At 46.2% G+C, this 24,158-nt stretch carries 20 protein-coding genes; 7 read left to right on the forward strand and 13 right to left on the reverse strand.

Annotated elements, in window-relative coordinates; all coding sequences use genetic code 11:
• Positions 1-612: 612 nt before the first annotated feature.
• The 4 genes from HQN88_RS34195 to HQN88_RS34210 all read right to left on the reverse strand — a co-directional run bounded on the left by HQN88_RS34195 (position 613) and on the right by HQN88_RS34210 (position 5,095).
• Complete coding sequence (locus HQN88_RS34195; protein WP_173120699.1) at positions 613-1,104, reverse strand: CcdC protein domain-containing protein; 492 nt, start codon at positions 1,102-1,104, stop codon at positions 613-615.
• Between the two features lie 162 nt (positions 1,105-1,266).
• Positions 1,267-2,319 (reverse strand): NAD(P)/FAD-dependent oxidoreductase, encoded by a 1,053-nt coding sequence (locus HQN88_RS34200; protein WP_173120701.1) that lies wholly within the window; start codon positions 2,317-2,319, stop codon positions 1,267-1,269.
• A gap of 726 nt (positions 2,320-3,045) precedes the next feature.
• Positions 3,046-4,431: a sensor histidine kinase gene (locus tag HQN88_RS34205; protein WP_173120703.1), complete on the reverse strand. Its 1,386-nt coding sequence runs from the start codon at positions 4,429-4,431 to the stop codon at positions 3,046-3,048.
• A complete protein-coding gene (locus HQN88_RS34210; protein WP_173120705.1) occupies positions 4,421-5,095 on the reverse strand; it encodes a response regulator transcription factor in 675 nt (224 codons plus the stop codon). The genes HQN88_RS34205 and HQN88_RS34210 overlap by 11 nt, the downstream gene beginning before the upstream one ends.
• Positions 5,096-5,235: 140 nt before the next feature.
• Here HQN88_RS34210 and HQN88_RS34215 point away from each other — a divergent pair, with 140 nt between their 5' ends.
• Complete coding sequence (locus HQN88_RS34215; protein ID WP_173120707.1) at positions 5,236-6,063, forward strand: hypothetical protein; 828 nt, start codon at positions 5,236-5,238, stop codon at positions 6,061-6,063.
• Between the two features lie 158 nt (positions 6,064-6,221).
• Positions 6,222-7,493: an MDR family MFS transporter gene (locus HQN88_RS34220; protein WP_173120709.1), complete on the forward strand. Its 1,272-nt coding sequence runs from the start codon at positions 6,222-6,224 to the stop codon at positions 7,491-7,493.
• Positions 7,494-7,794: 301 nt separating this feature from the next.
• Here the strand turns inward: HQN88_RS34220 and HQN88_RS34225 are convergent, their stop codons facing one another.
• On the reverse strand, positions 7,795-8,646 hold the full coding sequence (locus tag HQN88_RS34225; RefSeq protein ID WP_173120711.1) for a thermonuclease family protein: 852 nt from the start codon (positions 8,644-8,646) through the stop codon (positions 7,795-7,797).
• Positions 8,647-8,874: 228 nt separating this feature from the next.
• Positions 8,875-10,794: a DUF2334 domain-containing protein gene (locus HQN88_RS34230; protein ID WP_173120713.1), complete on the reverse strand. Its 1,920-nt coding sequence runs from the start codon at positions 10,792-10,794 to the stop codon at positions 8,875-8,877.
• A 547-nt stretch (positions 10,795-11,341) separates the two neighbouring features.
• On the opposite strand from HQN88_RS34230, the gene HQN88_RS34235 reads away from it, so the two are divergent.
• Complete coding sequence (locus tag HQN88_RS34235; protein WP_173120715.1) at positions 11,342-11,554, forward strand: hypothetical protein; 213 nt, start codon at positions 11,342-11,344, stop codon at positions 11,552-11,554.
• A 78-nt stretch (positions 11,555-11,632) separates the two neighbouring features.
• On the opposite strand, the gene HQN88_RS34240 is transcribed toward HQN88_RS34235, so the two are convergent.
• Together HQN88_RS34240 and HQN88_RS34245 are read right to left on the reverse strand one after the other, a co-directional pair.
• Positions 11,633-13,045, reverse strand: a complete 1,413-nt coding sequence (locus tag HQN88_RS34240; RefSeq protein ID WP_173120717.1) for a hypothetical protein — start codon at positions 13,043-13,045, stop codon at positions 11,633-11,635.
• 49 nt (positions 13,046-13,094) lie between these two features.
• The gene (locus HQN88_RS34245; protein WP_173120719.1) at positions 13,095-13,454 is read right to left on the reverse strand and encodes a winged helix-turn-helix transcriptional regulator; all 360 of its coding nucleotides are present in this window, start codon (positions 13,452-13,454) and stop codon (positions 13,095-13,097) included.
• Positions 13,455-13,597: 143 nt separating this feature from the next.
• Here HQN88_RS34245 and HQN88_RS34250 point away from each other — a divergent pair, with 143 nt between their 5' ends.
• On the forward strand, positions 13,598-14,473 hold the full coding sequence (locus HQN88_RS34250) for an SDR family oxidoreductase (protein WP_173120721.1): 876 nt from the start codon (positions 13,598-13,600) through the stop codon (positions 14,471-14,473).
• A gap of 33 nt (positions 14,474-14,506) precedes the next feature.
• Complete coding sequence (locus HQN88_RS34255; protein WP_173120723.1) at positions 14,507-15,217, forward strand: DsbA family oxidoreductase; 711 nt, start codon at positions 14,507-14,509, stop codon at positions 15,215-15,217.
• Positions 15,218-15,372: 155 nt separating this feature from the next.
• On the opposite strand, the gene HQN88_RS34260 is transcribed toward HQN88_RS34255, so the two are convergent.
• Positions 15,373-16,038 (reverse strand): GGDEF domain-containing protein, encoded by a 666-nt coding sequence (locus tag HQN88_RS34260; protein WP_173120725.1) that lies wholly within the window; start codon positions 16,036-16,038, stop codon positions 15,373-15,375.
• A gap of 218 nt (positions 16,039-16,256) precedes the next feature.
• Between HQN88_RS34260 and HQN88_RS34265 the strand changes: the two genes are divergently transcribed.
• Positions 16,257-17,456 carry a GGDEF domain-containing protein gene (locus tag HQN88_RS34265; protein WP_173120727.1) on the forward strand — a complete coding sequence of 400 codons (1,200 nt, stop codon included), beginning with the start codon at positions 16,257-16,259 and terminating at the stop codon, positions 17,454-17,456.
• Between the two features lie 196 nt (positions 17,457-17,652).
• Entirely contained in the window at positions 17,653-17,841 is a 189-nt protein-coding gene (locus tag HQN88_RS34270) for a hypothetical protein (protein ID WP_173120729.1), read from the forward strand.
• Between the two features lie 335 nt (positions 17,842-18,176).
• Here HQN88_RS34270 and HQN88_RS34275 read toward each other — a convergent pair whose 3' ends face one another.
• The 4 genes from HQN88_RS34275 to HQN88_RS34290 form a co-directional block, all read right to left on the reverse strand.
• Complete coding sequence (locus HQN88_RS34275; protein ID WP_173120731.1) at positions 18,177-21,197, reverse strand: rhamnogalacturonan lyase; 3,021 nt, start codon at positions 21,195-21,197, stop codon at positions 18,177-18,179.
• Positions 21,198-21,605: 408 nt separating this feature from the next.
• Entirely contained in the window at positions 21,606-22,151 is a 546-nt protein-coding gene (locus tag HQN88_RS34280) for a hypothetical protein (protein WP_173120733.1), read from the reverse strand.
• 48 nt (positions 22,152-22,199) lie between these two features.
• Positions 22,200-23,432, reverse strand: coding sequence for a TerD family protein (locus HQN88_RS34285; RefSeq protein WP_173120735.1), 1,233 nt, complete (start codon positions 23,430-23,432; stop codon positions 22,200-22,202).
• A gap of 79 nt (positions 23,433-23,511) precedes the next feature.
• Positions 23,512-24,087 carry a TerD family protein gene (locus tag HQN88_RS34290; protein ID WP_173120737.1) on the reverse strand — a complete coding sequence of 192 codons (576 nt, stop codon included), beginning with the start codon at positions 24,085-24,087 and terminating at the stop codon, positions 23,512-23,514.
• Positions 24,088-24,158 lie beyond the last annotated feature (71 nt).

Here is a 24,158-nt window from a genome sequence, read left to right on the forward strand (position 1 = left end):
CTACTCTTACTGCCCTTACTACCCTTACTTACCCTTACTGCCCTTACTACTCCCACTACTCCCACTACTCCCACTACTCCCACTACTCCCACTACTCCCACTACTCTCACTACCCTTACTACTCTCACTACACTTGCTACCCTCTCTACTCTTACTGCCCTTTTTACCTTGCTACTTTTGCTACCATCGCTGTCCCCTGCTCACTATACTAACTGGAAAATATCCATCTATTTACGAAGAATTCCTTCGAAAATTCGATCTAACTGGAAAATATGTAGTTAAAATTAGCTATTCTTGTTCATTTTGACTATCTGCATAGTATTAACTGTATATTTTCCATCTGTTGTGCATTACAACGAAAAAAACTGAAATATAACTGCATAAAATCCATTTATTTGCACCAGATGCAGCATATCCCCTACAGTTACGGCTTTTCCAGACATCAATCCGTTCATCCGACTCCGTAGAATAACACGAGGGATTACTCCCTCAGACTCCCCATCAAACCGTGCATGCGGATTTCCCGCAACGGCCTTTCTTCGTCAGTTCCTCGACTGTGAGCCGCACGCAAAAAAGCACCCCTAAGGGTGCTTTTTAATCCTACTATCTGTGCTAGCCAGCACTAACCCTCCGGTACTTGAGGAAGCTGCCGATACGCCACACGCAAATGTACAAATACGCCATGACCATCGTCAGCACAGCGAATTCCGACGGATCCAAACCTTTGAAATACTGGGATAATATTAATCGGACCGCGATAACAGCAATGATTACATATTTGAAATTAGGGTTAGGATTTGAGTAGACCAAACCATCCTCCCGCTTCTCATACCTCGTATGGTAGAGCATAATACTGCCTAGCGCCACACCGAGCACGCCTGCGCACAGCAACTCCCATATAGCTGGTATATGAAAAGGATGATCTGGTATATGTGTCAGCGAGTTGATACTAAGCCCGAACACAATAAGAAGCAGGAACACGGGAATCAGCATGCCTCTTCCTTTATTCCGAATCGGCTTCGCTTTCCCTCGCGTTCTTAGCCAAATGACCAAAATAATCACGACAGCGCCGATTCCATATCCGATAAGTGTTTCAGCGTTCATTTCGTAGTGCCCCTTTCGACGACAAGTTCTACAAAAATTATACGGTCACTCGTAAGGATTTACCTCCGTCTTGAGACCGAAACAACGTAACTGCATGCAAGAATTGAAAAAAGCACCCCGCAGGGTGCCTGTTTGAATAACTCTATATGTAGCTTATCCCGATTAGGATTGGAACATTTGCTTCACTAATTCTTTATTGCGCTTCTTAAAGGCTTGATTATGCGAAGAGACCATCCCGAACTTCTCTGCTGTAGGCTGGATGTATTGTTTCGCTTTATTCACCGCATTCGCCGCGTCTTGGAAGGCTCCCGCAATCAGATGCACTTTGCCTGGATGATTAAGAATGTCCCCTGCTGCATATAGACCTGGCACAGAGGATTCACTGTTCGCATTACCCGCGATATAGTAATTCTCCGCTCTTGCGATCTCGATTTCACTGTTCTCTAGCAAGGTCGTGTCACGATCATAGCCATGGTTAATAATCACTTCGTCTACCAACACAGATGAAACTTCTTCCGTTTCATGATTCGTCAGTTCAACGCGTTCAATAGATGCGTCCTCGCCAGCAGCAAATAACTTCGTAATGGACGTATTTAAGTGGCAGATCACGGAGCTGTTCTGCAACTGCTTCACCTGGGCTTCATGGCCGGTTAGCTGCTCTTTACGATAGCTGAGAATGACCTGCTTGGCGACAGGCTCCAATTCATTGGCCCAGTCCACAGCCGAGTTGCCGCCACCAGAAATGACGACAGTCTTGTTCTTGAAGCGCTCCAGCGACTTCACCGTGTAGTTCAAATTCGAAACTTCGTAGCGCTCTGCGCCTTCGATCTCCAGCTTTTTCGGGTTAAGGATACCAGAGCCGACCGCGACGATCACAGTTTTGGAATAGTGCAACTGACCTGATGTTGTGCGCAGGACGAAGATATCGTCTTCGTTTTTTGCGATAGCTTCGACTTTCTCATTCAACACCACTTCAGGGCTAAACGTAAGTCCTTGCTCGACAAGCTGATTGATTAGCTTTGCTCCTGGCGTCGGCGTGACGCCGCCTACGTCCCAGATCATTTTTTCGGGGTATACATGTATTTTGCCGCCGAGATGCGGTTGAAATTCAATGATTTTGGTCTTCATTTCACGAAGTCCACTATAGAAAGCCGAGTACAGACCCGCTGGTCCCCCGCCAATAACCGTTACATCAAACAATTCGTTCTGTTCCATGCTCATTTCACTCCTTAACTCACCAATTGCGATTGAGAATCATTATTAATGAATGATACTGCGTTTTGATGATTTAATCAACTGAAAAAATGCTGAACGCTGCTGGAACATAGCACTTCTACCTTTCTTTCCTGCTGCCGAGAGCATCAACTTGATCCCGAAGCCGACATATCCAATGCGATCGGTCGATCAGCGCACAGGATTTCTGCTAGCTAACGGAACGCGGAACTGCTATTTTGATTATGATCTCAAAAGGCGATATCTCTGAGGCTTAGTGGAACGTCATTCCCTTCCCGCGGAGAAATCGCCAATTTGCCCAAAATAGTGGTATGACGTTCCCCAGTGCCCCGTGCGGCGTTGGCTTCGCTAAGCAGGAATTCTTTTGTATACCCAGACTGAATAGCTTGGGGGAATAACTGTATTTCCTACATTTATTTCCGTGTAAAACTAGCCTTTCGGGAGTTTAACTGGATTATCTACATCTAATTTTGCTCGAAATATCCCATTTGCCGAAATTGGTCAGAAATAACGGGAGGAAATCCAGTTAGTTTGCAAAATGACGTGATTTCGCTTGAATTAGCTGCAGAAAATCCAGGTATTCGCTTGGCCAGGATGCCCTGTGGCTACCGCTGATGTTTGTGCCTGCACCAGCGCTAGGAGCGAAGCCTTACACATAACTCACGCTGATAACAATAAATAAGGGTAAGCTTGGGCGTTCCTCTCTTCCTACACAGGGATTCGCACACGAAACGTGCTGCCCACCCCCACCTGACTCTCCACCTCGATCGTTCCTTGTGCGGCATCCACAAGGTTCTTCGCGATGGCGAGTCCAAGCCCATGACCGCCAACCTGCCGGGTTCGAGCCTTATCCTGCCGGTAAAACCGATCAAACACACGCGGAAGCGCCTCAGGCGCGATCCCTATTCCGTTATCCCTTACGTCGAGCATGAGAAAGCGAGCTCCTTTTTCCACCTTATCCACAAGAATGATGTGCACGTCTCCGCCATCCAGCGTATATTTAATTGCATTATCAATAAGAATTACCAGCAATTGCGTCAATTTGCCCCGATCCCACTCCACGTTCAGCAGGTCGGGCACATGCAGCTGCAGCGCCAAGCCTTTAGCCTGCGCTGCGGGCAACAGCTTCGATACTGCGCTTTCGGCAGCTGCTTTCACTTGAAAAACAGAACGCTCCAACGCGAAGTCGTCAGCATCCGAACGTGCCAGCTGCAACAGCTCGCTGGTCAGCCTCGTGATGGCGTTGACCTCGTCTTTCATCCCCTTCAGCACCTTAGTCGTGAAGGGATTACTTTCATCCGCATCGAGCTGCAGCGCCTCGATCGAGGTGAGCATGACGCTGAGCGGGGTTCGCAGCTCATGCGAAGCATCGGCAACGAACTCGCGTTGCCGCTCGTACGCCTTCGCAATCGGAATGATCGCTCTACGCGCCATACGATGACTGAACCACAGCGCGAGCACAAAGAAAAGCAGCGCCATGCCTAGCATCAGGATGAGCAATAAGCGAAAAAGCTGATGCTGAAAAGTAACCTCCTTCCCCACATAAAGGGTGCCGATCAACTGTCCGTTCTTCTTGAGTTCCCGATTGGTCACTAGAAACCGGGCATCCTCCCCGTTGATCGGTCGACCTTGGACATCCACCGAGGGTTGATCGAACGTCTGCAAGGTCGTTTGCTGCGTCCGTTCTCCCTTGAACTGCCCTTTCGCAATTAAGGCTAACATCTGCTCCCGCAATTCCGGCTGCGTCTCATCACCTAACTGCACATTCCCTGTATCGGAAATGAGGTAATAGAACGACTGATCCGCGCTGATCGAAAAAGCATCCTCCACAGCGCGCGGTGGTTGGCGCTTCGGGTTGGTGTCCCCATCCACCCATTTCTGCAAAACCTGCAGCTCACTATTCGTCAACTCCGTCAGATGTGACCGTTGATCGCTCCAAATGAACACATATAGCAAGGCATACACAATCACAACGAATAACCCGAGAAAAATCATCAGCACGCCGCTATATTGCAGCGTAAGTTTATTGCGCGTCTGGTCAAATAAATTTCCTTCAGACAGGCGCTTATTCAGCCAGCTCTTGTTACGCTTCAATTTTATACCCTACGCCTCTCACGCTCTGAATGAGCTCCCGTGCATCGGAAGACTCCAGCTTCTTACGAATTAGTTTGATGATTGCGTCGATCGATTTTAAATTTACGTCAGCATCTAAGCCCCATACTTTATCTAAAATAACCTCACGCGTAAGCGTCCGCCCCTTGTTCTGCAACAGCAGGTCCAAAATCTGAAACTCACGCGGAGATAACTGGATCTCTTGACCGCCCTGCCGAACCATTTGATTCGTCCGCTGTAATTCCAGCTCTCCCATTCGCACAATGTCATCCTGCAAAGGCGCATAGCTTCTGCGCATCAGGGCCCGCAAACGTGCCAACAGCTCGTCCATTTCAAATGGTTTCACAAGATAATCATCCGCTCCCGCATCCAGACCTTCGACCCGATCTCGCAGCCCGTCTTTGGCCGTGAGCATAAGAATAGCTCCTCGATATCCAGCCTGGCGCAGCCTAGCGCAAGTGTCTCGACCATCGCCATCAGGCATCATCCAATCGAGAATGATCACATCATAGCTGGAGGCTGCTGCATAGTCGAAGGCATCGTTCCCCGTTTGCACCCAATCGACGCTGCATCCGGTCTTTTTTTTCAACATATACGTCGTAAGCTCGCCTAATTTCACATCATCTTCCGCTAATAAAAGCTTCATCTATCCGCCCCCACTTCTCGTTCGCTCTACTACAATTAAGTATAATCTATCGCCTTCGGGCTTTCACCGTAATTTCACCAAGTGGGGTTAACATAGGTCTCATGGAACAACAAATCTACGAAAACGAAGGGAAGATCCCCATGAAAACCCAAACGAAAATCATCCTAGCAAGCGCATTATCCGTTGTATTAGCAAGCAGTGGAGCCATTGCTTTAAGCGCGGGCAGCCAAGTATTCGCTGCAACCGATTCGCCGGCAACGGCAACATCTGCTCCGCAGGATAAGCCAGCAAAGCCGAAGCCAAGACAAGGAGAAGCTGGCAAGCCAGGTGGCCCTCGCGTTAATGGTCAGAATCCGCCTCCACCTAACCATGATGGTATCGACTGTCCTGAACAAGGGCGAGGAGAAGGCGCACCGCCAAACTCCCCTGCCGGCTCTCCCCCAGCAAATGGTGAAACAACCAACGGAGTTACGAATCCTTCTACCTATTCCGTCACGATTTCTGGTGGACTCACAACCGACCCTCATGACAAAGGACGACCCGTTGTGCTAATTGCTGCCGCTCTCGGCGTTCCTACTGAAGTGTTCCGAGAAGCTTTTAGCGGAGTGACGCCATCTGGGTTAGACAGCCAACCGAGTCATGAGCTCGCGCAACGAAACAAAGCCGCTTTGATGAAGGTACTTGGGCCTTATGGCATCACTAATGAGCGTCTGGATGAGGTATCTAATTTCTACCGCTACAACGGGAATCGTACAGCAACTTGGCAAAAGACCTCCGCAACCGCAACAGCCATCGTCACTGATGGTGTGGTAACTGGCGTTACGATCACGAATCCGGGAGCTGGTTATTCCTCCACACCGACAGTTACCATTACTGGACCTACTGGCACCGTGACAGGCAAAGCCGTGGTGACGTATACGCAAGATTTTAAGACGAATGGCAGCATCACCTCGATTACCCTCAATTAAATTCGAAGGAGCTTGTCACAGTTCATCTGTGGCGAGCTCTTTTTTACGTTAAAAGTTTCCACAACTGGAACCATTCAATCTCCGGACTGCCTTGTTTCCAAATGAAGAATGGTAGTATGATAAGGAGATCCTTAAATTAACCAGAGGTAAATTAAAACATGAAGATCAAAGATTGGGACATTAATTTAAAAATCCGCCTCGGCGGAGAAACCGCTTTTAACGTTATCTTTTGGGCATTCTTTCCGTTCTTATCCATCTATTTCGCCAATTCGTTCGGTAAAGGTTGGACAGGCATTCTTCTCGTCTTGTCGCAGGCGCTTTCCGTATTCGGTAATTTGCTCGGCGGCTACAGCGCAGATCGCTTCGGGCGCAAACGAATGATGGTGATCGCCGCTTTGGGACAAGCACTCGGCTACGGCGTCTTCGCACTAGGCGCTTCTCCGTGGTTGGCAATGCCGGTATTAAGCTTCATTGGCTTCAGCTTCGCTAGCTTTTGCGGCTCCTTGTATTGGCCAGCCAGCCAAGCTATGGTAGCGGATGTCGTGGATGAGGAGCATCGCTCGAGCGTGTTCGCCATCTTCTATACAGCCGCGAATATGGCTGTCGTTGTTGGACCTTTGCTCGGCTCCCTCCTCTACAAGGACAACCCGTATATCGTGCTGGCCGCGGCTGCTGTAGTTTGCGTATTACTCGCGCTCATGATGTCACGGCGCTTACACGAAACGCTGCCGAAGCAGCTTGCGGATCGACATCGCTCACAAGCTGACACCCCTTGGTACCATGCCATCGCGGTGCAGCTGCGCGACTACAAAATCATTGCCACGGACCGCGTATTCCTGCTGTTCGTCATCGCTGGCGTGCTGCTTTCGCAGACCTTCATGCAGCTGGATTTGCTTTTTCCCGTCTTCTTGGAAGAAACGATGCCACTCACGACGATCTTCTCCTACAATGACTGGGATCTCCAGCTCACGGGTAAGCAACTGTTCGGCTTGATCGTCTCCGAGAATGGTCTATTCGTCGCCATTTTTACCGTCATCGTGACCAAGTGGATGCTGATGTATCGCGATCGCTATGTGTTCATCGGCGGCTCGCTTTTCTATGCGCTGGGCATGGTGATGTTCTGCCAGATGTCTACCTTCTGGGGATTAACCATCGCGATAGCCGTCTTCACGCTTGCCGAGCTCATGTCCGCAGGACCTCAGCAAGCCTTCGTGTCCAGATTGGCGCCGGATCATATCCGCGGCCAATATTTTGCTGCCTCTAGCTTGCGTTATACGCTCGGGCGCACGATAGCCCCCCTGTCCATCCCGATCAGTTCGTGGATCGGCTTTACCTGGACGTTCATCTTGTTGGCGGCACTAGCGGTTCTTTCCGCTGCGATCTACAACATGATGTTTAATCAGTATGATAAGCAGACTGCGCTGCAGTAGGCGAATGAAAAAAAGCACCCGTAAGGGTGCTTTTTTCATTATTTGCATGATTACGTTACCTGTTATCGGCGAGTGAGAACTACCTGTTAGGCTTACCTCAGTAAATAACTGGAAAATATGTAGTTGATTTCGACGATTTCTTCTTCATATTCACTTTAACTGGAAAATATGCAGGTAATTTCGCGATAAATCCGCTTTTCGGCCGGCATGGGATGATTTAGATGGAGAAAATCCAGTTATTCATCTAGATTTGCAAGAAAGCCAGAAATTAGATGGAGGAAATCCATCTAATCCAGTCTCACTACTCACATGCTACGCCATCCCCGTCCCCATCCAGCTTCGCGCTGTAGCCTGGCTCGCCTTTCTTAATCTTATAAGCACCGGCTGCGTTGGCTTCCTTACAAGAGTTGTACGACACGGATGCTTTCGGCTGCGACGTCGTCACGGGTTTCGCAGTTGTCGTTGACTTCGGCGATGCCGTGGCGCCACCCTTCACTACACCCTCATGATACCCATCCTCTTGCGCATAATTTTCTACGCTCCAGATGTTCAATGCTTTCTGCTGTGCCTTCTTCTGAATTTCACGGAACTGATCCACATATTTCACGTTCGGCGGGTAAATATACGCAACTCTGGCATAGCCATTTTCGAGCAGGAGCTCGTTAAACATTTTATCCCCAATGTAAAGGTAACACAGCAATCGGCCATATTTATCCCGCTCCGACACATCCAATTCCAGCTGAACGTCTTGGCCTGTAAGCATCGTTTTGGCATAGTTGGAGGCATCCAGCGCAAAAGGTTGAACAGGTTTCTCAGGATCCACACTTTCTGGTGTATCTACAAGAAGCAGGCGGATCGTTTCTTCTTTATCTTTACCGCCGTCAGTAAAAGCAACCTTCATAGTGTCGCCATCAACGACCCGAACCACTTTAGCCGGAATACGAGTATCCGTCGCCGACTTGGTTGTTCCCTTGACTGTTGCTTTGTCTGTTGCTTTGACTGTTGCCTTGGCAGACGCAGCTGCGGAAGGTGTTGCTTTCTCCACACCCACTTCTGATGAGGAGCAGGCCGTCGCCACGATCATAAGCAGCATCAAGAGGCTTGCACGGACCATTTGTTTTTTACTATAAAAATTGAGAAGTGCGTTTACCATTGTGTTGTAACCTCCCTATGATGACTATTCTATTGGTCTACGATCTCGTATGTATTCTTCCTATTATATCAGATCTCACAGTACACGCTCTGGTCAATTGAGAAAAACTTCTATCACAGATGTCAAAGCGAGTTAGAAAACTCAAATCATCCGTGAGCATTGCCATTCCTTGTACGAATAGCATTAGAGACAGAAAAAGCACCCCTGCGGGTGCTTTTTTCCACATGACTACGGCGTTCCGCCTCGAAACGAAAGCGCCAAATCCAACACATGCTCCGTTTCATTATAGGAGCCAATATCCATCTTCCGATTGCCATCAAAGTCAGCGAGCATAGCCCTTCGTTCCTTACCTTGCGCCCAAGGGCCAAATTCGTTATCCAGTGGCTGAAAATGGTTCTCTCCCTCGTTCTGGAATACTCGCCAAATGCCCGTCTCGGCGGTGTAGGCAATTAAGTCGCTGCGTCCGTCGCCATTCGTATCCCCGACTAGCAGCTGGTCGCTATTCCCAAAGGAAACCCCACCTGCCGTCTGCGGTTCAGCGAACATCCCTTGCCCTTGATGATACATAATAGATACGCGTCTATCCTTATGCGAGACACACAGGATATCATCGTCGTCTTCCTTGTCTTGCATTTGAGCCGTGAAAATTTCTGCATCCTCGGGCAGCTTCGTATTTAACTCTGTATACGTCAGTTGCTGATTCTGCAGATTAACTTGCACAAGCCCCTTATCTCCTCTGGCGATTAAGCCCATGCCACGATTAGATCGGAGCGCGCGAACAGATGAAAGTCCGGGCGGCAACGCACCGATTGCACGGACTGGCAAGAACTGTCGCTTGTCTGCTATGCCGACCCTCACATTTCCTGTTTCAGTATTATACGCAAGCAGATCCTGCTTACCATCCCCATTCACATCGACAAGCAGGAGTGACTCATTGGGTGTAAATGTTTCTCTCAACCATACTTGTGAAGCTTCCTGCTGGCGATTTCTCGGCATATCGTAATTCCCGGGAATAACCAGAATACGATGCATCTGGCGTACAACGACATCCGCATGCCCGCGGCCTGTGACATCGCCAAGCATGACATTTTGCAGTTTTGTTCTAGGTGGCAGCATCACACGATGCGCTGGGGTGAAAGGAACGATATCATGCAGTGACACCCAGCGATAGTCCAGCTTTTTGAAGCCAGTAATCAATTTATGCAGGTAGGAGCCGGAATCCCCCTCTTTATATTGATAGACGGGAATACCATCCTTCTCTACTGGATTTCCGTCTGCCATCGTAACAGGTTCAAGGTTCGAGAACTCCAAAAACGGATGGAAGTAAAAAGAGGCTAACCCATCATCTTTCGCCGCCTTCTCCAACATCTGGTCGACCGATTTGGCATCGCTAATATAACGATAAGGTGCAGGGATATAGACGGATCCCAAACTATCTTGTCCATACGTATTGATCGTGTCATAGGTATTCATATCATCACGAGCGTTTTTGGCGTAGAGATCCGGTTGATACATAAGGCCGACGAAGGATCGGAACACGGCTTGTTGCTCGTGGGTATCTTTATAGTGGGGAGACTCCCAGAACGCGGGATGTAAATCCGCTCCAGCAAAGGCGGCCAAGCTTTCTTTCATTCGTTCTGCCGCGTAAGAGAGCTCTTGCGTTTCTGGTGCGTCTTTAATGTTAAATTCTGAGCCAATTCCTGAATTTTGCTCGCCATCTGAGCGATACGTCTCGCCATATTGGTGGCGGTACCCATGCATGCCTAATACGCCGCCTTGATGCTCTGCCTGTTGGAGAAGCTTAATGAATGCGCTTACCACTTCGTCTGGATTTGGATCGTCGATCCCTTTTTCCTTCCAGACACCGTCATCTTGCAAGCTCATCCTTCTTGGAATCACAGCGACATGAAAAGGCACATGCTCAGACTCAATATAGGTCATGACGGCCCGTAACTTCCCTAGGCCTTCAAGCGTGTTGTAATCACCGCCAAGTCCGACATCTTCCAGTCGGATCATGACATGACGTTTCCCCGCATTCGGAGCGTCATTCTTCTCTGTATTCGTAGGGATATAAGCGGCAAGCCCAATGGCTGCAAGAATACCCCCGACGATCCCTATTCCGATTTGCTGCCACAATTTACGTTTCACGCTAGCCTGCTCCCCCAATATGTAAAACGTAGATTATATCTATGATTTCGACATTTTTCTCCTAAATTATATATGAATCTATGACTTCTTACTATAAGAGTTTGAACAGAGGTCAAAATAAAATAAAGCGAGGCCCAGCGCTATTAAAATCGCCTCAATTTGCATGATCAGGGCCCAATTACTGCCCCGGAACACTTTAGTCCGAAATTGCCGAACTAATCTCTCTATTCACCTCGTTACATCTCAATTAGTCCTAAATAACCTCACTAAATCGACCTCAACAACGCTCACGCAGAGAAAATGGGTAATTAGTTCGGCTGAATCGGACTATTGGCCTTTTTTTCAAGTAATTCTCGTTTTAGTTCGGTGAAATCGGACTAACTCCTCTTACTCGTTGTTGCCACTCTGGAACCTGGCTCACTTGTTTCATTTTATGAGAGTTGGGTAAGAATAGAAGTAAATACAATCTCTTTACTTTCAGCTAATACTGCAATGACATACGGCACGTATGATGAAGATATCTTAAATGTGACGGAGGCCTCCGACTATGACAGCCAAAATAGGTTTCGTACTTTTCTGTATATTGTCCCTATCTGTTTTAGGTGTTGCTGCCAAAGAAAATCAGCCAGAAACGATCACGGATCTACGTACAGACAAACACATTGTTGGTCCGTACTCGCCAGCTCTATATGACTCCACGGAACAATTCGAGTATGAATTTGAGTGGCAAAACGGGAAGATTATTGCGAATCCACAGTAAGCGAACTTTACCTACATAGACGTTAACTTGACCAGTTAACCCACAATAAACCCCCGACTCTTGCAGTCGGGGGTTCTACTAATTGAACTTCATTTTATCCAACTCATCGCTAAAAGCGGATCTATTCGGATACTTCAACCGGAAATGTTGAACTAACTTCTCCGCCCGATCAACACCATTCGCTTTCATCATGTGACGGATGAGTTGACACACTTTCTGATACTGCTTTCGCTTCGTTGCATCAGATGCTTCTTGCGTGATGAAGGTCACAAACAAATCATAAACTTCTTCTGCATACTCAGCTATTAGAAATGGATAATATTCAACCACATAGCTGTTATTCTTTTGGACATACTGAAACAGTCTCTGTATCTCCTTCTCTTCTGTAAGCAAACGCCTGTATAAGGCATCTGTTTGCCAACCTCGACTTTGTTCAAGTTCATTCAAGATCCTCTCTTTTACAGCCTGCCAGTCATCATTGCAATATAACTCTTTTAAGATCAAGTAAAAGGAATACTCTCCTTGTGATACAAATTCCTCCGCAAGCTCTATTTGCTTCTCAACTTGCTGCGTACATTTGTAAATTTCGAATCGACACTTTTTCCACCTATTAACCAGTCCTGGGTAACCCTTACTCGCATCCTTAAGTTCCCCTTCCTCAGCTAACTGCAACGCTCTATGGAACTGGCTTTGTTCCATTGCATCATCAATGGCCAACTTACGAAAATCAGAAAAATCCAGATGGTTGTTTAAGAATGTCGCTGACTCTTCTGGACTATCCAACTTCTGAATCACCTTGTACTGGAGCAACGCGACTTGTTCAGCAACAAACGAACTATAGGAGGAACTGGTTTCCTCCTTCACTAATTTAGCTAGTTGCTGTTCCCACTGTGCCCTCTCTTTTTCATTCGTTATCAGCAGCATGCCGTCTTCCAGAACTGATAATTGCCACTCGCTCCATCCTTCGAGGTTTGAATGCGCTGACTCCTTTAAAAGAAGCTGAAAAAGGTCCAACCTGTCCTTGCTGGACATGCTTTCGATATCACTCGTTACTTGATTAATGAATCTTAGACACTGTTGAATCATACCGCCTACGATGCCATCAGAATCATCACAGGATTGAAGTAAATCCCCCATTTCATGCAGAATGCAAAAGTTTATTTTGACAGCGGGCATGTGCTGCCCTCTTTCCAATACTTCTTCGGCTTTGACCATGACCATTTCTGCTCCAACTACAGCCTTTGACACACTTCGATACGCGACAAAACCATATCGGTCTGCGTTTTGTTTAATATGGGTTCGAATCATTTTTTTATAGGAAGTTAATGCCTCACTACTGCTGGAATCTTGAAATTTAAGCGTAAGCAATTGCTCCACTTCCTTGATTTCCTCCGAGAAGTGGACAAGTAACGCAACTAGTTCCTCTTTATTAAGTTCAGACAGTTGATCAGCCAAGATTATTTTGGCATTCTCGCTATTTTTCACCTTCATTCGTAATCACTGCTTTCTTTGAAAATAGGTATCCTGCTATTCGCGGCCTTCACTCACCACTCTGCTTGCTCATCGTCCCGTACTTCTTCCCCCACTCCCCCATGCTCTCGAGGATCGGTATAAAGCTTCGTCCTGCTTCTGTCAGTGAGTATTCTACCTTCGGAGGAACCTCCTGATAGACTTTTCGATGCACCATATCATCCTTTTCTAGCTCTCTCAACTGCGACGTTAATATACCTTTGGATACCCCTGGCACCAGTCGTTGCAGCTCACCGAATCTTCTCGTTTCCTTTAAATGCCATAGAATAAGGATTTTCCACTTCCCAGCAATGACATTTTGGGTATCAGTAATGGGGCAAACTTCGATTTGTTCCGCTGGAATTTCCCCCTGAAATGTTGTCCGAGACATGCGCGATCCCGTTCCTTCCTTGATGGTTCTATTTTTATGACTAGGTCATATTTTAATGACTACTTACATTTTTCGAGATACTATCATAATATATGACTATAGCGAATTATCCAACAACATTTTTTTATAAATAGGAGGACATCATGATGTCAAAAATCTTCGTTACCGCAGCAACAGGTGAATTAGGAAAATTAGTGGTTCAGCATTTACTTAACAAAATTCCAGCAAGTGAGATCGCCGTTAGTGTTCGCAATATTGAGAAGGCTGCTGAATTTGCAGATTTAGGCATCGAAGTTCGCTATGGGGATTGGGATGTTCCATCCTCACTGGAGCAAGCTTATGCGGATGCATCCAAGCTTTTACTGATTTCTTCCCCACAAGATGAATCGATCAGTCGTGTTCGCAAACACGTTAGTGCGATTGAAGCCGCCAAAAAAGCAGGCGTTCCCCACATTGTCTACACGAGTTTCGCCTTTGCGGATGTAGATGCTTTCGCCCCTCTGGCTAATGTACATCTAGCAACCGAATTTGCGCTGAAGGCATCAGGCATTCCAACAACGATTCTGCGCAATACGTGGTATCAGGAGCTTTATGTGAATCCAAGCTTGCAAGCTTACATCGATAACGGCAGCATTATAAATTCAGCAGGTACAGGGAAAATTAATACAGTGACACGTGATGACTTAGCGTTGGCTACGGCAACTGTTCTTGCCGAAGATGGACATCAAGGCCAAGTCTACGAATTAGCGTCATCCGAGTCATGGAGCTTCGCGCAATTAGCAGACATTTTATCTCACGTATCCGGCAAAAAAGTAACTCACCAAACCGTCTCCGATGCTGACTCCCTCCAAGGTATGGTTCAGGCTGGACTGCCTGAAGGTCTCGCCCAGTTCCTAGTTGCCATTGACAGCAAGATGGCCGCAGGAACAGAAGGACACACATCCCCAGACCTTGAGAAGCTCATCGGGAAAAAACCGACTTCCATTCATGAAAGTATTGCGCTATTATTCAATTCATAATCCTTATATTAACCCAACATAGAGGTGAACCTTATGCAAGTTGAAATATGGTCGGACTTCGCTTGTCCGTTCTGTTATATTGGGAAACGTCGCTTTGAGCAAGCTCTAGCGGAATTTGAACACCGCGATCAGGTTCAAGTTGTCTATCGCAGCTTCGAGCTAGACCGTCATGCCCCCAAAAGCGTCCCGCATGACGTCTATGATATGCTCTCTTCCCGCTACGGCATGAGCCGCCAGGAAGCCATCACGATGAATGAGCAGATGCGTCGGCAAGCTGCGGCAGATGGGCTCGATTTTCAATTCGACAGCCTTGTGCTGACGAATACGTTCGATGCTCATCGGTTGCGACTATTTGCCGAGCAACATGGTCAAGGCGCAGCTATATCCGAGTTGTTGTTCCGCGCCTACTTCACCGAGTCCACAAATATCAGCGACCACGATGTCCTTGCGGACATCGCTGCAGCCGTTGGGATTGATCGGGAGGAAGCTTTGTCCGTTCTCGCGAGTGATCAGTTCGCCCAGTCCGTGCGGACCGAAGAAGAGAATGGCAGCCGTATGGGCATTCGCGGCGTTCCGTATTATGTCATTAACAGCAAGCATGCCATATCTGGGGCTCAAGCAAGCGGCGTTTACTTGAACGCTATGCAACAGCTCTGGGTTGCCGAGCAGCCGGCACAGGTTGTAGAAACAGCCAGCGATGAAGCTTGTTTAGACGGCACGTGTGTTGTTCCGAACAAACCGTAATCGGCTTTAGTACCTACCATCAACCACCGAATATAAGATGTAGGTTTTATCGCCTATAAAAAAGCGGCTTTCGGATGTCGAATACTTATACTTTCTTAAGTAGTAAAGAAAAGAGCCTGTCACTTGTAAATAAGTGACAGGCTCTTTCTGATAGTTTAGTGGCTTTCAGCCACAATGTTCGTATTTTTCCTACCTGACTTCAAAGAATACATATCCAGATCTGCTGCATGTAGTAAATCATCCAACGTTCGCGCCTCGTTAGGATACACCGCGGTTCCGATCGATACGGATATTTCCAAATTGAACTCTCGCGAAGCTAGCATTAATTCATTCTGAATATGACTGATCAATACTTCTTTCTTGGACGCATCCGTAGACGTCGAGAGAATCAGAAATTCATCCCCCGCCCACCGTGCGGCTAAATCTTTTTTCTGTAAATCGAGCAATAAGACATTTGCGATGCGCTGCAGAACTTGATCACCGATCTTGTGCCCGCGAGAGTCGTTAATTAATTTGAAATTATCAACATCAATGAAATATAAAATCAACTGCCCTTGTCTGCGCTCCACGGAAGTGATGAGCTTAGGAAAAGCTTCGAGGATGAATCTTCGGTTATACAGTGTTGTAAGGTTATCTTTCTCTGAGAGGAACTTCAAACGATCATACTGCGTGCCTAGCACCCAGCTTGCCAATAGAATCAATATGCCGGCGACAGGAAACTGAAGAGATGGAAAATTATAATACATCGTACCATAGGTTCTTAAGGCTACAATCGTGACTAAAACGACCGAAATTATAACGATTCGTCCCGAATAATTCATCCCAAATCACCATCATTCAATTTATGTCTATATAGGTCTATAGTGACACACTTGTTCCATACATTTCAAGGAATATTTGGTTTGTACAGTCGAATTGACTCGAAAACGATCGTTAGCAAAAATTCGAAGCAAACCACTTCAATTCTATGGTAAAGTAATGGTATTCGACATTTTTTTTGAGAACATCCAAAACTTCTAACAGTCAGATGAGGTTCAAAATGGATCTACTATTAGATATGAAAACCATCCTGTTGACACTTGTCATCGGCCACCTCTTTACAGCCGTGTTCATAATCGCCTATTGGCGTCAACATAAGAGCGAAAGTACAATCAGATACTTTTTCTATGCAAAATGCTTACAAGCCACTGCGTGGGTAATCTTAATTCTCCGTGGCGGCCTATCGGATACGCTTACAATCTCACTTGTGAACTCTTCGCTTTTTCTCGGTTATGCCTTTGAAACCATTGCCGTGCTGAAAATTCAGAATATCCTGAGCAAGCTGACGCGTAACCTGTATATTGTTTTGACCATTTGCAACATTATTGGTTTCCATTTGATCCTGCTTTTCGACAATGTAGAGAAACTCAGAATTGCCTTTGTCTCCATAGGTATCGCTACGAGCCTCCTCATACCCGCATACAAAATGATTCAGAAACGAGCCGCCTCCATGGTTACCCATGTCCTAGGCTATCTGTATCTCACAGTCTTGGTATTTCTTCTGATTCGTCTCGTTAGTGCCGTATTCTTCAATACATTGATTAGCTTCTATCATCTCAATGGGAATCAGACCATATTCCTGCTAGGCCAATATTTCGTCATGATTGCGGGAAATACAGGATTCATTCTCTTGATGAAAGAACAAACCGACCAAGCCCTGCTTCGGCTGGCCAATTATGACGATTTGACCGGTACACTGAATCGCAGGACGTTCATCACTCGTACCAATCAATACATTACCACTTACGCGAAAATGCAGAAACCCATCACCTTGCTGCTGTTTGATATTGACAATTTCAAGTCCATTAATGATACATTCGGACATGATACTGGCGATCAAGTGCTCGTCGACCTTACAACACGAATGAAGGAGCAGCTTGGTGCTGATGATCTTTTTGCCAGATACGGCGGAGATGAATTTGCCATCATCGTTCCTGGCATGGATGAAGGGGATTCCTCCCTTTATTCAGAGAAGCTTAGACAGGCTGCAGAAGGCGCGCAAGTTCCTGGACTACAACTCTCCTATACCATCAGTTTAGGAGTTCTCACGGTCATACCTGATGAGCACACACATCTTGAGGAGCTTTACTCCACGTGTGACAAGGCCCTTTACCGAGCCAAAAGGAATGGTCGAAACGGTGTATATCGTGGCTCTGTAGATAAACACTTGGTACATGCTCAGAAAAATATCGGTGATTAGGCTGTCGCTATGATGCGGCGGCCTTTTTTTGTTGATTTCGTGCTCATCTCTGACTGCCTGACCACGGTTTGTGACAAACTATCAAACAATCCCTATTTCGAACGGTTCGACGACAATTTTCCTGATACTTTTCAACCCATTCTTGTTAATTTAATTCTAAGTCGCAAATAACCCTCACAGAGAGTAGGTAGGTAGGATGATTTCTCTAAATGATACGCCCATGTATTTATCACAATTCGCGAAGCTTATCCAAATGGATGAACATCGGCTATTTCGTATATGTAAAGGGATTGAGGAGAACGGGTATCAATTAAACCGAAATGAACACGGACATATCGATCTAACGGAGAAAGATATTACGGTCGTGTTGAGTTTCTGTTTGTAAAGGTAGAGAAGACGCCAATCTATCAAACGGGATTTCACACGGTATTGGAGTATTAACTGGAAAATGTACAGCTATTTAAGAGAAATATCATCAAAAACTCGATTTACCTGTAAAATATGTAGTTAAAACTACCTCTTTTGTTCAGATAGGCTAAAATGGTTAAAATTAACTGTAGGTTCTCCATCTAATGAACTTTTGATTGGAAAATACCGAAATATAGCTGTATAAAATCCAGCTATTTGTCTGGACACCGTATGTTTACGATACTTCCAGCCACCAACACATCATCATTCTTATTTGGAATGAAAAACCCGCTCCATGAGCGGGTTTTTGCATCATTTATGATCTTTAGGATCCTTAGGATCTTTCGGGTCTTTAGGATCTTTAGGATCTTTAGGATCTTTAGGATCTTTAGGATCTTTAGGATCTTTAGGATCTTTCGGTTTCTTCGGCTTCTTATCGTGGTGCTTGTCGGTATAATCGACGTTAGGCGCTTGCAATCCGCCTGCAAGAACCGTCTCTCTGATATCTTCACCGAGGTAGAAGCTTAAATGCGGCGGCTGATTGTAGGCCGTGTTCTGCCATGCGATTCCATTCCTATATACGGGGTCATGCATCAGTGTATAAATCCGGTATTCCGTAGGAATCGTCGTACTGAAGATTCTCAGTTCCGAGCTGTCTGTTGTAGGCAAAAGAACTTCTTCACGCCAGTCTCCTAGGATATCAGCCTGTAAGGTCGGAGTCGCCTTCGTTCCATTATTGCTGACTACGTCTGCAAAGCTTTTTAAAGGCTCTGCTTTCTTCGTGCTTGGATTATATTTCGTGATCGATGTATTATCCAGCAACTCATTCAATAAATCCCCATCCCAGAGAAGAGAGAAGTTCACAGATACGCCTGCTGTTCTAAAGCTATCGGCTTCAACCTGCCCCTGTACGTTATAAATGCCTCCGCCTGATGCTGGCGTGGTGCCCCCTGTGCCCCAGAACTCAAAGCCTGGGCTAGCCGTAATGTTAGCCGCCAAACCTCGTCCAGTATCCACGTAACCATTGTAGGACATCAGTGTTTCCCCTGTTGCAGCATCATGGAGCTCTACCGATGCTACAGACGGGACTTCATGTACCGCCATGACTTGCAAACCTTCACGAGCTGGATCAAATGCCCCTACATGGAGCGCATCGCCGTGTGAACCCTGTTCACGCTGCATCTCCCCATCCATTTCATAGAGAATGGTGCCGTCCTGATCGAGGGTCAACGATCCTGCGATAACTTCGTCGAAACCGTCATTATCAACATCCGCCGTAGCCAGATTGTGGAAGCCTAAGCCTGCCCCTCTCCCCTCCCGAGCGGAGTCGAAGGTCCACTCTTCTTTGAGCTTGCCATGCACTAAGCTATAGGCCACATACGTCGTCCGTTCATAGTAGCCTCTGCCATAAATGGCGCTTGGCTTCTTACCGTCCAAATAAGCTAATCCTGCAAGGAAACGGTCCGAACGGTTATGCCAAGTGTCTCCCCATGAAGCCACATCCCCCAGCGGGAATGCATAATCAATGGTATCGATCTCCTTACCCGTTTCACCCTTGAAAACGGAAATGTACTCCGGCCCCCCGAAAACATGGCCGAACTCATTTACCCATTTGCCATTATCCGCCGCATTACCGATTACACTGATCACCTTGCTGCTATCAAATTTGCCATCTGTAACCCCGTAGACGGTCGTTGCATCCGCGGTTTTAATAAGAAACTCGCTTTTGCCGTCCCCATCATAATCTGCGATGATAAATTGATGATAATGCGCTCCAGATGTGAGATTAAGCCCCATATTCATCCGCCACAATAAGGTGCCATCCATTTTATAAGCATCAAAAATCGTCGGCCCCGTCATCGCGTTCTGTGAACTGTCGATAGCGTTGGAAGGGTACCATTTCACGATAACCTCATACTCACCGTCACCGTCCAAATCTCCTACACCAGCGTCATTGACACTATAGGTATAGCTGCCCGTGGCCGTAGTTCCTCCCTCAGGCTTTTGCATAGGAATCGAAAGATAATCGTTAGCTGCTGCTGTTGTTTCTTCTCTATCCTTTGCTGGCTTTCCATTGACAAGTGTCTCCACTTCATAGGTGTCTCCGGCGACGCCAGCCGTGTCCGCAAAATTGGTCACAGACAATGGTGACGTATTCAGCTTTTGCCCATTGCGGTAAATATTGAACTTCACATCGCGATCATACTCATCTGCAAGCAGACGCCAGCTTACGAATATGCCCTCATTGGATTTTAAAGCGATAACGCCTCTGTCCAGCCACTCTGTCTGTCTTGCCGTATCTGGCGGTGTAAGACGGTTGTATACATATTGGGTTGCATATCGGCCAAAACCGTTCTCCAAACCCGCAGGAACCGCAAGTTCACCCTTAAATGTGTATACGCCCGCTTCATGAGGATTCCAAGGGTTACCAACGTTAACCCACGAACTGACAGGCACGGATACCTTACTATTATTGGCTAGGGTCACGCTAACGGATTGCGGTAAACCAATGGAATGAATGTCCCGTTTAGTTTGATCTACATACACCGTATGATAAGATAATTTATCCACTTTCGTAATCCGATTTTCTGGAATCGGCATATGATAGACACCGAAGTTATCCAGGTACGTCGTCCAAGCAATATTATTGCCAGATGTCCGCATGCCCACCAATTTAATCGAAGCCACTGAACCATCAAACGCTACACCATTCAGCGAGGACGTGAATTCTTGAGTTGTACCCGTAGACTTATCGGTTAGCTTAAATTTGACGACTTCATTTTCCACATCAAGATTAATCCCTACTTTATACCACGATTGAGGATTCGTAAAACCCGTACTAGCGGCAGGCTGCTTTCCTGCGAAATATTGCAAAGGTGCATTATTTGTATTGTTTACGGTAAATACCGTATTGCCAGTGCTGTCGAGGATTCTAAACTGGCCGCCGTTTTCACTAGGATTGCTCGCAGCTTTATCATTCACTTTGCCAGGATACCAATCAAATTCAACGAGAATTTGGCTGCCTTTAACCGAAGTGCCGAAGGTCTTGGTCGCTACGCGCCCCCCGCTTTGGTTCGTCTGGGTGAACTGCAGCATCGGGGTGTTATTCCCCATCACTTCATATGTATTAATCGATACCGTAGCATTCGCTGTTACAAATCCCCAATTGACGGGATCAGGTGCGACTGAATCACCGAAATCACTATAATAAACACTATCGAGTTCGGCCCCATTGTTACCAACAGCGGCAGACGCAACCAACCAGTTCGGTAATAAGAGAGCGCTTGCAAGAAGTAACGACACGACTTTTTTCCATTGCCTGCTATTTCGCATTTTTAATTTCACTCCTTCTGTTTGAGCTGCGAGCGGATCTTGATAACTCTCGGAAATTCCTAATCGTGCAAAGCTTTGCATATCCTAAGAATCACTTGCTGCCATTAGTCAGAACTGCTCCTTCTTCCCTCCCCGCCAAACAGAATCCATAACGAACCGATGAGCTCATACCTGCTGGTACAATCAACCAGTGTACTAACTGTAGGACTTGACTGACTACGCCGTCTATTAGACATTTCTTAAAAAATGAAATTCTCTTGTAACATACCATTTGGCAGATATATGACATTTTTGACTCCACTTCTCTTTTCTTGATCTCGTATGCTAAAAGGTGGTAAATACACGAAAAATAGACCTCCTTGGCCATTTCGTGGCAGGTGAGGTCTATTGCTCAGTAATCCCTATCGACTACTTGGTATTCGTAAGCTCGATCATCTTACCTTGCGACTCCTTGAATATACGTACCAGGGACTGCACCTTATCAAACTCATAATCTCCAGGACCATAGTTATCCATGAACATTTTCTTCAACAAATCTCCGTAAAAGGTAACTCTTTGCTCAAGCAAATCATGCTCGATTTGGATAATTTCCTCAATAGAATGATTGCCAATGAATTCTTCTGTTTGATCAATCGGATCTTCCCAGCTGCCCCCTCTACGCTCAGCAGGATTAGATGCCTCAGGCTCTCTCGATGGCTCCAATTCAATCGATGTTCGTAAACTCGACAAAGCAATATTTTCTTTCGCCAGCATGATTTGAAAATATTTATTTTTGAATAAGTCAATGATGACGAGTTTGCATAATTCTCGATTTTGAAGGAGCATTCCGTCGAAGGGGTGGATGGTCCAAGAACCATTTTTCAGAAAAAGATTTAACTTGAACAGTTCGCTGCCATAGATATATTCGATGTTAATATTAGAATCTGATATGATTTCAAAAGAGAATTCTAACATGGACGGACCCTCCTAGAACGATACCCTTGTCTTACGTCATTCCTCGGTTTATTTGCTTCCTACAACCCATCTTAAACCCCAGTTATAGGCCTTATCCAGCTCTTGATGCCCTTGAAAATGTCGTACGATTCGCTCAATACTCAACGTTTCATCCTTCACATTCTGAATCAAAGCGATGGCACACATCGGAAGATCGTTGTCGTGCTCATCAAGTTTAACAATGATGTCAGGTCCGCCATTTTGCTTAATTGTGACGATGCCATCCGCCTCAGACCATTTTGACACACCCTCATAAATGAAAGTGAAAATGAGTATCCGCTTGAAATCCGCAAGCTTGGTTCCATTAATGCGAATGTTCTCTCCGGTTTTCACCGAACCCGTTCGATCATCACCATCCAGAGCGATATAAGGTTCACGCGTCAGTGATCCGAATGTATTGCCTAGTGCCTGAATTAATCCTTTTCTGCCATCCTTAAGTTCGTAGAGACAGGCCAAATCAAGATCAATCCCGCTGGATGATTTCCCCCAGAAGCCACGGTTGCTTGCCGGTTGTTGATTCCAGTTCAGGTTGATTAAGATTTCACCAAGACCGCCCGACTTCTTCTCGAGGTTGATTTTATCTCCCTTTTTCGTTAATACAATTTTGGAAAGATTAATCTGTGGTCCTTTTTCCTGTTCCGGTTTCGGTTCCGGCGGCGCGATCTGAATTTCTGGAGCTTTCAACGTTGGCTGCTCATTATCTACAACAACACCATAACTCGCACATAGCGCTTTAAGCCCTCCAGCGTAGCCAGCACCGATTGCACTGAACTTCCATTCACCGTTGTATCTATATAATTCTCCTATAACAATGGCCGATTCTACGGAGAATTGATTGCCCAAGTCATAACGAAGTATTTCTTGCCCTGATGTTTGATTCACAAAACGGAGATAGACGCTGCTGACCGCACTAAAATTTTGACGCCTCGCTTCACTTTCATAGATCGTAAGTGTAAAAGCAATTCTATCAACGGCCGTCAACACTCGTTTCAGATCGATATTCAGTTGTCTTTCATTTGTCTGCTTCTCGATGTATGTCATAAAGCTATTACTTGGGTTTCCGTAAAAGATAAGATCTTCATCACCACGAACCTTACTGTTCTGCGCAAGTAAAAAGGCTGAAGTATCGAGTTCGATTTGATTGGGAGCCTGCCAACCGATATATACAGCTATACTGGAAAGCTCTGGGTGCGTTTTCGTTACATCTACCTTTTGTCCTTTGATTACAGCAACGACGGTCATGTTGAATTCACCCTTCTCTATAAAATATGTAAATTTAAGGGTGGTAACCAGAAGGCAACCACCCTTAACAAGCCAAACTCTAGCTCAAGCCATAGTTCGTGACTAGCGCAGCCAGACCACCTGCGAAACCACTACCTACCGCTTGGAATTTCCAATCGCCTCCATGACGATAGAACTCACAGAAGACGACCGCTGTCTCAACCGAGAAGTCTTCACCCAAATCATATCGAAGAATCTCATTATTATTCGCTTCGTTGACTACCCGTACGAAAGCGTGGCTCACTTGTCCAAAATTTTGAGAACGTTGCTGCGCATCATGAATCGTAACGGTAATACCGATACGAGTGATCGCGGCAGGGACTTTGGCAAAATCGATCAAAATCTGCTCATCATCGCCATCGCCTTCCCCCGTACGATTGTCTCCTGTATGAACAACAGCACCATCATAAGCTTTAAGGTTATTATAAAAAACAAAATCTGCAGCTGACTTTGCTTTGCCATCTTCATGAAGAAGAAACGCAGAAGCATCGAGATCGAAATCTCCACCGCCATTATATCTATTGGTATCCCAGCCAAGTCCTACAATGATTTTGGTAAGACCTGGGTTGGTTTTGGTTAGGTCAATGCGTTGACCTTTGGATAAATCAATCGACATGGTTATCTCACCTTTCAGATCGAATAATGGGTAGGGCATTATCAGCCCATACAGTTAGTATATAGGTTTGG

This window comes from Paenibacillus qinlingensis (genome assembly GCF_013204845.1).
GTDB classification, from domain to species: domain Bacteria; phylum Bacillota; class Bacilli; order Paenibacillales; family NBRC-103111; genus Paenibacillus_E; species Paenibacillus_E qinlingensis.

Excerpts from the sequence above, each read along its gene's own strand:
- HQN88_RS34195 (WP_173120699.1), bottom strand. The coding sequence starts at position 1,104 with ATGAACGCTGAAACACTTATCGGATATGGAATCGGCGCTGTCGTGATT.
- HQN88_RS34200 (WP_173120701.1), bottom strand. The coding sequence starts at position 2,319 with ATGGAACAGAACGAATTGTTTGATGTAACGGTTATTGGCGGGGGACCA.
- HQN88_RS34210 (WP_173120705.1), bottom strand. The coding sequence starts at position 5,095 with ATGAAGCTTTTATTAGCGGAAGATGATGTGAAATTAGGCGAGCTTACG.
- HQN88_RS34215 (WP_173120707.1), top strand. The coding sequence starts at position 5,236 with ATGAAAACCCAAACGAAAATCATCCTAGCAAGCGCATTATCCGTTGTA.
- HQN88_RS34220 (WP_173120709.1), top strand. The coding sequence starts at position 6,222 with ATGAAGATCAAAGATTGGGACATTAATTTAAAAATCCGCCTCGGCGGA.
- HQN88_RS34225 (WP_173120711.1), bottom strand. The coding sequence starts at position 8,646 with ATGGTAAACGCACTTCTCAATTTTTATAGTAAAAAACAAATGGTCCGT.
- HQN88_RS34235 (WP_173120715.1), top strand. The coding sequence starts at position 11,342 with ATGACAGCCAAAATAGGTTTCGTACTTTTCTGTATATTGTCCCTATCT.
- HQN88_RS34240 (WP_173120717.1), bottom strand. The coding sequence starts at position 13,045 with ATGAAGGTGAAAAATAGCGAGAATGCCAAAATAATCTTGGCTGATCAA.
- HQN88_RS34245 (WP_173120719.1), bottom strand. The coding sequence starts at position 13,454 with ATGTCTCGGACAACATTTCAGGGGGAAATTCCAGCGGAACAAATCGAA.
- HQN88_RS34250 (WP_173120721.1), top strand. The coding sequence starts at position 13,598 with ATGATGTCAAAAATCTTCGTTACCGCAGCAACAGGTGAATTAGGAAAA.
- HQN88_RS34255 (WP_173120723.1), top strand. The coding sequence starts at position 14,507 with ATGCAAGTTGAAATATGGTCGGACTTCGCTTGTCCGTTCTGTTATATT.
- HQN88_RS34260 (WP_173120725.1), bottom strand. The coding sequence starts at position 16,038 with ATGAATTATTCGGGACGAATCGTTATAATTTCGGTCGTTTTAGTCACG.
- HQN88_RS34265 (WP_173120727.1), top strand. The coding sequence starts at position 16,257 with ATGGATCTACTATTAGATATGAAAACCATCCTGTTGACACTTGTCATC.
- HQN88_RS34270 (WP_173120729.1), top strand. The coding sequence starts at position 17,653 with ATGATTTCTCTAAATGATACGCCCATGTATTTATCACAATTCGCGAAG.
- HQN88_RS34275 (WP_173120731.1), bottom strand. The coding sequence starts at position 21,197 with ATGCGAAATAGCAGGCAATGGAAAAAAGTCGTGTCGTTACTTCTTGCA.
- HQN88_RS34280 (WP_173120733.1), bottom strand. The coding sequence starts at position 22,151 with ATGTTAGAATTCTCTTTTGAAATCATATCAGATTCTAATATTAACATC.
- HQN88_RS34285 (WP_173120735.1), bottom strand. The coding sequence starts at position 23,432 with ATGACCGTCGTTGCTGTAATCAAAGGACAAAAGGTAGATGTAACGAAA.
- HQN88_RS34290 (WP_173120737.1), bottom strand. The coding sequence starts at position 24,087 with ATGTCGATTGATTTATCCAAAGGTCAACGCATTGACCTAACCAAAACC.